Raw genomic sequence first — 12,456 nt, forward strand, 5'->3', positions numbered from 1 at the left:
GCCGCACCCGGCCGCACCCGGCAGCGCGAGGCCGCGGCAGGGTGGCGTGCCAGCGCCTATGGTGGAAGCAGGGCCGGGCGCCTGCCTGCTGGAGCTGGCGCCACCGGGCAGCCGAGCCAGCCACGCCGAGGGGCCGCGATGTGCTATTCCGCCATGATCCGATCCGAACACCGCCGCTACGAGAGGGAGTACGGCGTGCAGGTGAGCCTGCGGCGCTATGTCGAACTGTTCTGGGAAAAGCGCCGCGATGGCGGCTGGCTGCGCATCCCCAAGGCGATGCGCGCCGATTTCGCCGAGGCACGCACGCCGGCTGAACGGGAGCTGGCAGAACTCGCCGCCGCCGCCGACGGGGAGCAGGCCCGTATCCTCGAGGCCGAGCTGTTCCGTCAGAAGGCGCGGCTGGCGGAGGCCGAGCGCGCGCTGGCTGTGCGCGCCAGCCGCAAGGCGGAGGATGAGCAGCGCATCGCCACCGACAAGATCGCACGCGCCCAGCGCAACCTGGCGGACCTGCAGCGCAGCCACCTGATGCAGCGCGACGCCCGCATCTTTCCCGGCCACTATGCGCCGCTGATCATCTGGCAGGACGGGGGCCGCGTACTGGTGCCGATGCGCTACCAGTGCCGGCTGCCGGGCTGGAGCGAAGCGGACGAGCGCAGGCGGCCCGGTACCTACAATGCCCGGCGCGACAACCTGGGGCATGCCTGGCGCAAGCTGTTCGGCCACCAGCACGGCGTGCTGGTGGTGACGGCCTTCTTCGAGAACGTGGCGCGCCACAAGCTGGAGCACCGGCCGCTGCCTGCGGGGGAGGCCGAGGAGAATGTGGTGCTGGAGTTCAGTCCGCAGCCGCCGGCCGACATGCTGCTGGCCTGCCTGTGGTCATACAGCCCGGGCGAGGGCGGCGGGCCCGGGCTCTACTCGTTCGCGGCCATCACCGACGAGCCGCCGCCCGAGGTCGCGGCCGCCGGCCACGACCGTTGCATCATTCCCCTGCGTCCCGGGCATCTCGACGCCTGGCTCCAGCCGGATCCCCACGACCTGGCCGCGCAGCAGGCCATCCTCGACGACCGCGCGCCGCTGCATTTCGCCCATCGGCTCGCGGCCTAGCGGCCTGGCGGCCCGAAGCGCTGGCCCTGAAGCGCTGAATCCTGGAACCACCGAAAGCGGTCGTCAGGTGCCGGACAGCAGGTCGCGCGCGTTCAGCAGCGCATAGGCGATCTCGGGCCGGGTTTCCATGCTGCGCCGGATCGCGGCCGGGATGGCCTGCCGTGTCTTGCGGCACAGGCCCGGCTGCTCCGCCACCTGGATGGCGATGCCGCGCGTGGTGCGCACCTCGTTGGCACTGGGCGTGACGGTCAGCACGATGCCCAGTTGTTCGAACATGCGCTGTTCCATGCGCCGCAGGTCTTCCAGGCTGGCCAGGCTTTCGAGGCGGGCGATCAGCCGCTTTTCCTCTTCCCGTGTCAGCCGCAGGATGCGCAGGTCGGCCCGCGGATCCTCCAGCAGCGCATCGCGGCCGCAGATGCAGGCGCCGGGCGGGCAGCCGGTGCGGATCGGGAACGGTGGGGCGTTCATGTCGTGGAGGGGGCGGGCGCGTCCGGCGCGGGATGCGTGGCGCTGCCGGCAATCATAAACCAGGCGGCGCCGCCTTCGCCCGGCCGGCGCGGCCGGAGGCCGGCCGGGTTTACGCCGATGTCGAGCACCTTGTCACCTCCTTATTATCTGTTCCTTAGGAGAACGTGAGTTCTTATGGCGAACAATCGGGCCGGCAGCAGGATGATCCGGCCTCGGCGCAAACCGGCAGGAGACAGCATGCAAGATCCCGCAGCAACCCGCGTCGTCGACGTCCAGGCCTTTATCGACGGCCAGCGTTTTTCCGCTTACCAGTGGCTGATCCTGCTGCTGTGCTTCCTGATCGTGGCGATCGACGGCTTCGATACCGCGGCGATCGGCTATATCGCTCCCGCGCTGGTGCAGGACTGGGGCATCGACAAGGCCACGCTCGGCCCGGTCATGAGCGCGGCGCTGTTCGGCCTCGCTGGCGGCGCTATCTTTGCCGGGCCGCTGGCCGACCGGGTCGGCCGCAAGGCGGTGCTGGTGCTGTCGGTGTTCTTCTTCGGCGCCTGGAGCCTGGCCACCGCCTTCGCCGGCTCGCTCGAATCGCTGACGGTGATGCGTTTCCTGACCGGCCTGGGCCTGGGCGCGGCCATGCCCAACGCGGTCACGCTGATGTCCGAGTTCGCCCCGGCGCGGCGCCGCGCGGTGCTGGTCAACACCATGTTCTGCGGGTTCCCGCTGGGCTCCGCCGCCGGTGGCTTCGTGGCCGGCTGGATGATCCCGCACTACGGCTGGCACAGCGTGCTCGTGCTCGGCGGCGTGGTGCCGCTGGTGCTGGCGGTGCTGCTGGTGCTGCTGCTGCCGGAGTCGGTGCGCTATATGGTGATGCGCGGCCAGCCGGCCGGGCGGATCCGCCGGGTGCTGGCCCGCCTGACCGGCTCGGTCATCGACCCGGCGCTGCGCTTCACGCTGGACGAGGCGGCGCCGCGCGCGGGCTCGGCCATCGGCACGGTGCTGTCGCGACGCTACCGCCTGGGCTCGGCCATGCTGTGGCTGACCTACTTCATGGGCCTGGTGATCTTCTACCTGCTGACCAGCTGGATGCCCACGCTGATGAAGGACGCCGGCTTCAGCATCGAGCGCGCCGCCTTCCTGACCGCACTGTTCCCGCTCGGCGGCGGCGTCGGCACCATCCTGGCCGGCTGGCTGATGGACCGCATGAATCCCAACAAGGTGATCGCCTTCACCTATGCGCTGACCGGCGTGCTGGTCTATGCCGTGGGGCGGGGCAGCGGCGGCCCGCTGCTGCTGCTGGGCGTGCTGATCTTCCTCGCCGGCACGGCGATGAACGGTGCGCAGTCGTCGATGCCCTCGCTGGCCGCGGGCTTCTACCCGACCCGGGGGCGCGCCACCGGGGTGGCCTGGATGCTGGGCATCGGCCGCTTCGGCGGCATCGCCGGCGCGTTGCTGGGCGCCGAGCTGATGCGCCGCCACCTGAGCTTCGACGCCATCTTCACCTTGCTGGCGGTGCCCGCGCTGGTGGCCGCGGTGGCGCTGGTCGTCAAGCACCTGGGCGAGGCCGGCCGGCCGCGGGCGGACGAGGACGGCGATGCACCGGCGGGGGCGGGCATGGTTTCCGGGCACTGATCGCCGATCCCGGGCGGCGGCGAGGGCCGCCGGGCAAGCGGCTTCATGCCGAATTTGCATGAGGCCGCGCGCCAGGCTGTGAAAGAATGACGAGGATGGCACAAGCGGCTGAGGCCGCGGCGCCATCCTCTTTTTTTTGGGGCGGCACCGCCACCCCACGTTTCCGCTCCCGAGCGCAGCCCCAGCCACCATGCAAGACGCTACCGTTTACCTGAACGGCGAATTCACGCCGTTGTCCGAAGCCCGTATCTCCGTCCTCGACCGCGGCTTCATCTTCGGCGATGGCATCTACGAAGTCATTCCCCTTTACGGCGGCAAGCCGTTCCGTGCCGCGCAGCACCTGGCGCGGCTGGCGCGCAGCCTGGAGGCGATCGGCATGCGCAATCCGCATGACGAGGCCGGCTGGATGGCGCTGATCGGACGGGTGGCCGAGGCCAACGGCGCGCGCGCCGACCAGATGATCTACCTGCAGGTGACGCGCGGCGTGGCCAAGCGCACCCATGCCTTTCCGCGCGAGGCCGAGCCCACCGTGTTCATCATGAGCAGTCCGATGGCGCTGCCGCCGGCCCAGGCGCGTGAACGCGGCGTGGCCTGCGTGACGATGGAAGACCGGCGCTGGCTGCACTGCCACATCAAGTCGACCTCGCTGCTGGGCAATGTGCTGGCGGCGCAGTATGCCGCCGAGCAGGAAGTCACCGAGGCGATCCAGTTCCGCGACGGCTGGCTGACCGAGGCTTCCTCGTCCAACGTCTGGATCGTCAAGGATGGCACGGTCAGCGCGCCGCCCAAGGATGCGCTGATCCTGGAGGGCATCCGCTATGGCCTGATCGAGGAGCTGTGCGCGGCGGCGGACATTCCCCTGGTGTCCCGGCGCATCGCGCGCGAGGAAGTCTTTGCTGCGGACGAGGTGCTGCTGTCATCGGCGAGCAAGGAGATCCTGCCGGTGGTCTCCATCGATGGCAAGACGGTCGGGGCGGGCGTGCCCGGCCCGGTATTCGCCCGCCTTTACGCTGGCTACCAGGCAGCCAAGGCGGCCTGAGCCGCGCTCCCGCCCGCACGGCCTGACGCACCGGCGCGCCAGGGTCTATGCTTCGGGGGCGGCCGCTGGCCGTCCCGGCATCCTTCCCGGCAGGGAGGCGCCGGCCACGACAGGCAAGAGGAGGATCAGCCATGTCTCTGCCGATGTACGACGTTTCCATCCCGGCCTTCCTGCGCGGCTTCCGCAACCTGCGCGCCGTGCTCGACAAGGGCGTGGCGCATGCGGAATCGACCGGATTCAATCCCGCGGAACTGCTGCAGGCCCGGCTCTACGTCGATATGTATCCGCTGGTCGGGCAGGTGCAGCGTGCCAGCGATACCGCCAAGGGATGCGCCGCGCGGCTGGCGGGCATCGAGGCGCCGGCCTTTGCCGACAACGAAGCGAGCCTGCACGATCTGCACGCGCGCATCGACAAGACGGTCGCCTTCCTCGAAAGCGTGACGCCGATGCAGCTGGAGGGCAGCGAGGAGCGCATCATCGAACTGAAGCTGCGCCCCGAGCCGGTGCGTTTCAGCGGCAAGGCCTATCTGCTGGAGTTCGCGCTGCCGAACTTCTATTTCCACCTGACCACGGCCTACGACATCCTGCGCCACCGGGGCGTGCCGCTCGGCAAGCGCGATTATCTCGGGCTGCAGTAGTCTGGGCGGCATCAACCGCGCGTGGCGTACGCGGCGCCTGTGCCGGCGAAGCCCCGCCGGCACAGGCGCCTTACCGGCCCCTCTGGTATACTCTCTGCCTTCGCAGCGATCGGAGGCGACCGGCGCATGCCGAGGAAACGCCCCACGGCAAGGCCCTGGCGTGCCGCGCTGCCATTCTCCGACGATCACCGAGGACCGCCGCCCTGGCGCCGGTCGCCGACAACACGTGACGGCCCTGCGGGCCGCTAAGCATGACCTACGCTGTCAAGGAAATCTTCTATACGCTGCAGGGCGAAGGCGCCAATGCGGGCCGCGCGGCGGTGTTCTGCCGTTTCGCGGGCTGCAATCTCTGGAGCGGCCGTGAAGAGGACCGCGGCAGCGCCGTCTGCCAGTTCTGCGACACCGATTTCGTCGGCACCGACGGCACGCTCGGCGGCAAGTACCGCGATGCCGCAGCGCTGGCCGCGGCCGTCGCCTCCGAATGGCCGCAGGGCAAAGGCGGGCGGCCGCTGGTCGTCTGCACCGGCGGCGAGCCGCTGCTGCAGCTGGACGCGCCGCTGATCGCCGCGCTGCATGCGCAGGGCTTCGAGATCGCCATCGAGACCAATGGCACCATCGCCGTGCCGGACGGTATCGACTGGGTTTGCGTCAGCCCCAAGATGGGTTCGGAACTGGTCGTCACGCGCGGCCACGAACTCAAGGTGGTGATCCCCCAGGACGGCCAGGATTTCGCGGCATACGAGCGGCTGGATTTCCAGCATTATCTGGTGCAGCCGATGGACGGCCCGCTGGCGAGAGAGAATACGGCCGCCGCGGTGGCGTTCTGCCAGCGGCATCCGCGCTGGCGCCTGTCGCTGCAAACGCATAAGCTGCTCGGCATCCGCTGAGCGCCGCCCCTGGATCGCTGGCGCGGGCCGCGCCGCGACCGGGTCGCGGCCAAGTCCCAGGAACCCATGAACAAGCAAGTCTCGATCACCCGCCGGCTGGAATTCGATTCCGGCCACCGCATTCCCAACCACTGCGGGCAATGCCGCAACATCCACGGGCACCGCTATCGCCTCGACCTCACGCTGTCGGGCGAGGTCCTGCATCGTGAAGGCGCGTCGGACGACGGCATGATCCTGGATTTCGGCGACATCAAGACGCTGGCCAACGAGCATCTGGTGTCTCAATGGGACCACGCCTTCCTGATCTACCGCGGCGACACGGCCCTGCTGAATTTCCTGCAGTCGATGGAAGGCCACAAGACCGTGGTGCTGGACGCCATCCCGACCGTGGAGAACCTGGCCCAGATCGCCTTCGACATGCTCGCCCCGGTGTTCAAGGACTGCTTCGGCCATCACCTGCAGCTGACGCGCCTGGTCCTGTTCGAGACGCCGAACTGCTGGGCCGAGGTGACCGCGGCGATCAGCCTGCCGGCGCAGGACTGAGGCGGCCCGGTCATGGATGAGGCGGCCCTGAGCAGCAGCCCGCAAGGGCCGCAAGCCGATGCCGAGCGCGACCGCCACTATATGCGTGCCGCGCTGGAAGAAGCGCGCCTGGCCGAAGCGGCCGGCGAGGTGCCGGTGGGCGCCGTGGTGGTGTGGAACGACACCATCATCGCGCGCGGCCACAACCTGCCGATCCGTTCGGTCGATCCCTCCGCGCACGCCGAGATGCAGGCGCTGCGTGCAGCCGCCAAGGTGCTCGACAACTATCGGCTGCCCGAGTGCGAGCTTTATGTCACGCTCGAGCCCTGCGCCATGTGCAGCGGCGCCATCCTGCACGCGCGCCTGCGCCACGTGGTGTTCGGCGCCAGCGATCCCAAGACCGGCGCGGCCGGCAGCGTGGTCAACCTGTTCGAGCAGGCGCTGCTGAACCACCAGACCACTGTGACCGGAGGCGTGCTGGCCGAGGAGTGCGGCGGCATGCTGAAGGACTTCTTCGGGGCGCGCCGGCGTGCCCAGAAGGCTGCGCAGAAAGCGGCGCAGAAGGCCGCCCAGGCGGCCGCGGGGCAGGGCGCGCCGGAAGCCGGCGGCGGGTCCGTGCCGCAGCCGTGTGCACATTGCGCTGCGCCGGATGCTGCCGAGGCGCCGCCTGAGCCCTGAGCCCTGAGCCCTCGCGCGCACGCGGCCACGTCCCACGCATCCCCAACGACACCACCGACGCTACCGACGCTACCGACGCATGAGCATGCCCGACATCACGCCGCATACTGAAGTCAGACTGATCGCCTCCTCGGGATATCCGCACGACGTGGCCATCGCCGCGCGCGGCTGCGCCTGGCTCAAGGCGCACGGCTACCATGTCGGCAATCCCGATATCCTGGCGCGCCGCTACCTGCGTTTCGGCGGCACCGACGAGGAGCGTCTGGCAGACCTGCACGCGATCGGCACCGGCGCCGCCGGTGAACTGACGCTGGCGGTGCGCGGCGGCTACGGCATCGCGCGTCTGCTCGACCGCGTCGATTTCACCCGCATCGCCGCGCAGGCGGGCGCCAGCGGCACGCCCATCGTCGGCCACAGCGACTTCACCGCATTCCAGCTGGCCTACCTGGCCCGCACCGGCGGCGTGACCTTCGCCGGCCCGATGCTGCTGGCCGATTTCGGCGGCGAGCAGGTCGACCCCTTCATGTGGCGCCACTTCGAGGGCGTGCTGCACGACCCGGCCTATCGCATCGAGGTGGCCGCGCCCCAGCATCAGCCCCAGGGCCAGGCCTTCACCGGCAGCGTGTCGGGCATGCTGTGGGGCGGCAACCTCGCCATGCTGTGCAGCCTGCTCGGCACGCCCTACATGCCGGCGGTGCAAGGCGGCATCCTGTTCCTGGAGGATGTGAACGAACCGCCTTACCGCGTCGAGCGCATGCTGATCCAGCTGATGCAGGCCGGCGTGCTGGGGGCCCAGCGGGCCGTGCTGCTGGGCGACTTCTCCAACTATCGCGTGACCGACTACGATAACGGCTACGACATGCCCGCCGTGGTGTCCTACCTGCGTGAGCAGCTGGCGCTGCCGGTACTGACCGGATTGCCCTTCGGTCACTGCGCGCGCAAGCTGACCCTGCCGGTCGGCGGGCAGGCGACGCTGGAGGCGGGTGCCGAGGGCTTCACCCTGTCGCTGTCGGACTATCCGACCCTGGCGCCGCGGGCCTGAGCGCTCGGCACGGGCAGCGTTCCGGTTCCCGCCGCCGCCCGCCACTGCTCGCCATTGGCCGCCGGACACCTGCGTCCCGCGTCCGGCAATGGTAGAATTACAGGTTGTTCTTCATATGCCGCTATCCGGCGCGCCAGGTTGCTGAACCGGCCGTCCGATCGGCGTGGCCGCCGGCGGTGCGACGCGCGCACCGCCCATTCCGGCAGGCCAGGCAAACCAGGCGCCGCGCGCCATCTCTCCCTACAAGGTTCCAGACGTGCTCTCTACCGCAAACATCACCATGCAGTTCGGCCCCAAGCCGCTGTTCGAGAATATCTCGGTCAAGTTCGGCGAAGGCAACCGATACGGCCTGATCGGCGCGAACGGTTGCGGCAAGTCCACCTTCATGAAGATCCTGGGCGGCGACCTCGAACCCAGCTCGGGCAACGTCATGCTCGAGCCGGGCGTGCGCCTGGGCAAGCTGCGCCAGGACCAGTTCGCCTATGAAGACATGCGCGTACTGGACGTGGTGATGATGGGCCATACCGAGATGTGGGCCGCCGCGCAGGAGCGCGACGCCATCTACGCCAATCCGGAAGCCACCGACGAAGACTACATGAAGGCCGCCGAGCTGGAAGCCAAGTATGCCGAGTATGACGGCTACACGGCCGAAGCGCGTGCGGGCGAGCTGCTGCTGGGCGTCGGCATCCCGACCGAGCAGCACCAGGGCAAGATGAGCGGGGTCGCGCCGGGCTGGAAGCTGCGCGTGCTGCTGGCACAGGCCCTGTTCTCGAACCCGGACGTGCTGCTGCTCGACGAACCGACCAACAACCTGGATATCAACACGATCCGCTGGCTGGAGACCGTGCTCAACGAGCGCAACTCCACCATGATCATCATCTCCCACGATCGCCACTTCCTGAACTCGGTCTGCACCCACATGGCCGACATGGACTACGGCACGCTCAAGGTCTACCCGGGCAACTACGACGACTACATGGAAGCGTCGATGCAGGCCCGCGAGCGCCAGATGGCCGCCAACGCGCGCGCCAAGGAGCGCATCAGCGAACTGCAGGACTTCGTGCGCCGCTTCTCGGCCAACAAGTCCAAGGCGCGCCAGGCGACCTCGCGTGCCAAGCAGATCGAGAAGATCAAGGTCGAGGACATCAAGCCGTCGTCGCGCCAGAACCCCTTCATCCGCTTCGAGTTCGAGAAGAAGCTGCACAACCTGGCAGTGGAGGTGGAAGGCATCACCAAGTCCTACGATCGCAAGATCATCGACAACCTGTCGATGGCGATCCAGGCCGGCGAGCGCGTGGCCATCATCGGCGAAAACGGCGCGGGCAAGACCACGCTGCTGCGCAGCCTGCTGAACGGCGCCGTCCAGACCGGTGTGCAGCGTGGCGTCGAAGTCGATCGTGGCGCGGTCAAGTGGGCCGAGAACGCCAATGTGGGCTACATGCCGCAGGACACCTACGAGGAATTCCCCGAGGACCGCGACGTGATGGACTGGATGAGCCAGTGGACGCAGGCCGGCGACGACGAAACCTCGCTGCGCGGCACGCTCGGCCGCCTGCTGTTCTCGGCCGACGACATCAAGAAGTCGGTCAAGGTGCTGTCCGGTGGCGAGAAGGGCCGCATGATCTGGGGCAAGCTGATGCTGGGCCGCCACAATGTGCTGGCGCTGGACGAGCCGACCAACCACATGGACATGGAATCGATCGAGTCGATGCAGATCGCGCTGGACAAGTTCCAGGGCACGCTGATCTTCGTCTCGCACGACCGCGAATTCGTCAGCGGCCTGGCCACGCGCGTGATCGAAGTGCGCACCGACGGCACGCTGACCGACTACCTGGGTACGTATGACGAGTACCTGGAGTCGCAGGGTATCAACGGCTGAGCGCGGGGCCGCACGATCTGCCGCTGGTCCGGCGGATCGCCGCCGCAAGAAGAAGGGTCGCCTCGGGCGGCCCTTTTTTCATGGCTTCGCTACAATCGCGGACACGCCCGCCACCCCGTCCGTGGCAGCGCGGCCTGCGCTGCCTTGCCGAGGGGCCGGCGCTAGCCGCCGGATGGCGGCGCCACGCCGACGGCCAGCAGGCGGTCCAGCTCCGCCATCAGTGCCAGCGCGGCCGGCGCGCCGCGCGCCTTCTCCAGCGCGACGTGGAACGGCTCGCGCAGGGCGGCCAGTTCCTGCAGGTTGGCCGCCTTCTCCACCTTGACCTGCAGCAGATAGCCGCGCAGGCCCAGTTGCTGGCCGATGGTCTCGGTGTAGAAGCGGTAGAGGCGGCGATAGCCGTCGGCGGCGGCCGGTTCGCTGCCGGCATGCGCCGCGGGCCTGGCCGCGGCGACTCCGGGGACCGGCGGGTTCGCGGGCGGGATGTCAGGGGCAGGGTCCGGGGCGGGGTCCGGCGCGGCGGGCGCGATCAGGCCGGCTTCGAGCAGCGCGGCGAGGGCGCCGGCATCGATGCCGAGGCTGCCCAGCTGTGCCAGCAGTTCGCTGCGCGGCCGCTGGCCGTTGACCAGCAGCAGCAGCGCGCGCAGCCTGTGCTCCAGCCGGCGCTCCCTGGTACGGATCTCGTCGTGCCCCGCGGCGGTCTTGAGGTAGACCGGATCATCCATGCCGGCGTCTCCTTCGGCGTTGAGTCTGGCGGCCTCGCCGGGCGGTGCGGGCAAGCCCGGGCTTGCCGTGCCATCCGGGGGCGGAATTCTGTTGTTCGATAACCGGCTGCCTGCGCACGTCGGAGTGCTTTTTGATTATCTTATGGGGCTGGCGCGCCGGAAAATCCGAACGGCTTTCCGCTCTACAATGAGGTGCTCCATAAAAGTAACAAAGATTGCGATCGCCGATTCACTTACCTGAGAACTGTGGCCATGCAACAACGAGACAAACTCTTCATCAATGGTAAATGGGTGGCCCCGCACGGCGCGGGCCACATCGATGTCATCCATTCCGCCACCGAGGCGGTGATGGGCCGGATTCCCGAAGGCAGCACCCGTGATGCCGAGGACGCCATCCTGGCGGCCCGTGCCGCGTTCGATGGCTGGGCCGCCACGCCGGCGGCGGTGCGCGCCGAGTACATCCGCAAGATTGCCGAGGGCCTGAAGGCCCGCAGCGAGGAACTGGCGCAGCTGATCGCCGGCGAGGTGGGCATGCCGATCAAGATGGCGCGCGCGATCCAGGTCGGCGGCCCGGTCTACAACTGGGGCCAGGCGGCCAAGCTGCTAGAGAACTTCCACTTCGAGGAGGAGGTCGGCAATTCCCTGGTGGTGCGCGAGCCGGTCGGTGTGGTGGCGGCGATCACGCCGTGGAACTACCCGCTCAACCAGATCACGCTGAAGGTCGCACCGGCGCTGGCGGCGGGCTGCACGGTGGTGCTGAAGCCGTCCGAGGTGGCGCCGCTCAACGCCTTCGTGCTGGCCGAGGTGATCGAGGCCGCCGGCCTGCCGCCGGGCGTGTTCAACCTGGTGACCGGCTTCGGTCCGGTGGTCGGCGAGGTGCTGGCCAGCCACCCGGAAGTCGACATGGTGTCCTTCACCGGTTCCACCCGCGCCGGCAAGCGCGTGTCGGAACTGGCCTCGCAGACGGTCAAGCGGGTCGCGCTGGAGCTGGGTGGCAAGTCGGCCTCGGTGATCCTGGACGATGCCGACCTGGCGGCCGCGGTCAAGGGCAGCGTCAGCGCCTGCTTCCTGAACTCCGGCCAGACCTGTTCGGCCCACACCCGCATGCTGGTGCCGCGCGCCCGCTACGAAGAGGCCAAGACCATCGCCAAGCAGGTGGCCGAAGCCTTCACCGTGGGGGATCCGCTGCAGGAAAGCACCAAGCTCGGACCGCTGATCTCCGCCACGCAGCGCGAGCGCGTGACCGGCTACATCCGCCGCGGCGTCAACGAAGGTGCCGAACTGGTGACCGGCGGTCCGGATGCGCCGGCGGGCCTGGACAAGGGCTTCTACGTCAAGCCGACGGTCCTGGGCAACGTCGATCCGCGCGCGACCGTGGCACAGGAGGAAATCTTCGGACCGGTGCTGTCGATCATCTGCTACGACACCGAGGAAGAGGCCGTGCGCATCGCCAACGACAGCATCTACGGCCTGGGCGGCGGCGTGTGGTCGGGTGACGAAGCGCGCGCCGTGCGCGTGGCGCGCCGCATCCGTACCGGCCAGGTCGACATCAACGGCGGCCCCTTCAATATGTCGGCGCCGTTCGGCGGCTACAAGCAGTCGGGCAACGGCCGCGAGGCCGGCAAGTATGGCCTGGAGGAGTTCCTCGAGTACAAGTCGCTGCAATTCAAGAAGCCGGCGGCCTGAGTCCCGCCCCGGGGACGCGGGTGTGCCGCCCCGGCGGCGCGTCCGCCGTGCCCCTCCCGCTCCGATGCCCGGCTTGTCCGGGCATTTTTCCTGGACCGGGCCTGGGCGATAATGCGCGGACGAGAAATAGTGTCCCGATTCTGCAATTCGTCAACGAACTTG

General features: G+C 68.8%; 12 protein-coding genes. 10 read left to right on the top strand and 2 right to left on the bottom strand.

The genetic code is table 11. The annotated features are described in order from the left end of the window. The first annotated feature begins 138 nt into the window (after positions 1-138). A complete protein-coding gene (locus BKK80_RS10455) occupies positions 139-1,104 on the top strand; it encodes an SOS response-associated peptidase family protein (RefSeq protein WP_071069314.1) in 966 nt (321 codons plus the stop codon). A 63-nt stretch (positions 1,105-1,167) separates the two neighbouring features. Here the strand turns inward: BKK80_RS10455 and BKK80_RS10460 are convergent, their stop codons facing one another. Then, positions 1,168-1,572: a hypothetical protein gene (locus tag BKK80_RS10460; RefSeq protein ID WP_071069317.1), complete on the bottom strand. Its 405-nt coding sequence runs from the start codon at positions 1,570-1,572 to the stop codon at positions 1,168-1,170. Between the two features lie 237 nt (positions 1,573-1,809). Here BKK80_RS10460 and BKK80_RS10465 point away from each other — a divergent pair, with 237 nt between their 5' ends. The 8 genes from BKK80_RS10465 (at position 1,810) to BKK80_RS10500 (ending at position 9,886) form a co-directional block, all read left to right on the top strand. Further along, positions 1,810-3,201: an MFS transporter gene (locus BKK80_RS10465; protein WP_071012532.1), complete on the top strand. Its 1,392-nt coding sequence runs from the start codon at positions 1,810-1,812 to the stop codon at positions 3,199-3,201. Between the two features lie 190 nt (positions 3,202-3,391). Further along, positions 3,392-4,240 carry a D-amino acid aminotransferase gene (locus tag BKK80_RS10470; protein ID WP_071012534.1) on the top strand — a complete coding sequence of 283 codons (849 nt, stop codon included), beginning with the start codon at positions 3,392-3,394 and terminating at the stop codon, positions 4,238-4,240. A 131-nt stretch (positions 4,241-4,371) separates the two neighbouring features. Continuing rightward, positions 4,372-4,878: a DUF1993 domain-containing protein gene (locus tag BKK80_RS10475; RefSeq protein WP_071012535.1), complete on the top strand. Its 507-nt coding sequence runs from the start codon at positions 4,372-4,374 to the stop codon at positions 4,876-4,878. A gap of 251 nt (positions 4,879-5,129) precedes the next feature. Continuing rightward, positions 5,130-5,765 (top strand): 7-carboxy-7-deazaguanine synthase, encoded by a 636-nt coding sequence (gene queE / locus BKK80_RS10480; RefSeq protein ID WP_071012537.1) that lies wholly within the window; start codon positions 5,130-5,132, stop codon positions 5,763-5,765. A gap of 66 nt (positions 5,766-5,831) precedes the next feature. After that, entirely contained in the window at positions 5,832-6,308 is a 477-nt protein-coding gene (locus tag BKK80_RS10485; protein ID WP_071012539.1) for a 6-pyruvoyl trahydropterin synthase family protein, read from the top strand. Positions 6,309-6,320: 12 nt separating this feature from the next. Further along, on the top strand, positions 6,321-6,965 hold the full coding sequence (tadA, locus tag BKK80_RS10490; protein ID WP_083384038.1) for a tRNA adenosine(34) deaminase TadA: 645 nt from the start codon (positions 6,321-6,323) through the stop codon (positions 6,963-6,965). Positions 6,966-7,044: 79 nt separating this feature from the next. Further along, positions 7,045-8,007 carry a muramoyltetrapeptide carboxypeptidase gene (ldcA, locus tag BKK80_RS10495; RefSeq protein ID WP_071069319.1) on the top strand — a complete coding sequence of 321 codons (963 nt, stop codon included), beginning with the start codon at positions 7,045-7,047 and terminating at the stop codon, positions 8,005-8,007. 256 nt (positions 8,008-8,263) lie between these two features. Further along, entirely contained in the window at positions 8,264-9,886 is a 1,623-nt protein-coding gene (locus BKK80_RS10500) for an ABC-F family ATPase (protein WP_071016300.1), read from the top strand. 161 nt (positions 9,887-10,047) lie between these two features. Here the strand turns inward: BKK80_RS10500 and BKK80_RS10505 are convergent, their stop codons facing one another. Then, positions 10,048-10,608, bottom strand: a complete 561-nt coding sequence (locus BKK80_RS10505) for a hypothetical protein (protein WP_071012542.1) — start codon at positions 10,606-10,608, stop codon at positions 10,048-10,050. A 252-nt stretch (positions 10,609-10,860) separates the two neighbouring features. Between BKK80_RS10505 and BKK80_RS10510 the strand changes: the two genes are divergently transcribed. Then, the gene (locus BKK80_RS10510) at positions 10,861-12,294 is read left to right on the top strand and encodes an aldehyde dehydrogenase family protein (RefSeq protein WP_071012543.1); all 1,434 of its coding nucleotides are present in this window, start codon (positions 10,861-10,863) and stop codon (positions 12,292-12,294) included. Positions 12,295-12,456: the final 162 nt, after the last annotated feature.

It is taken from the genome of Cupriavidus malaysiensis (genome assembly GCF_001854325.1).
Lineage (GTDB): Bacteria > Pseudomonadota > Gammaproteobacteria > Burkholderiales > Burkholderiaceae > Cupriavidus > Cupriavidus malaysiensis.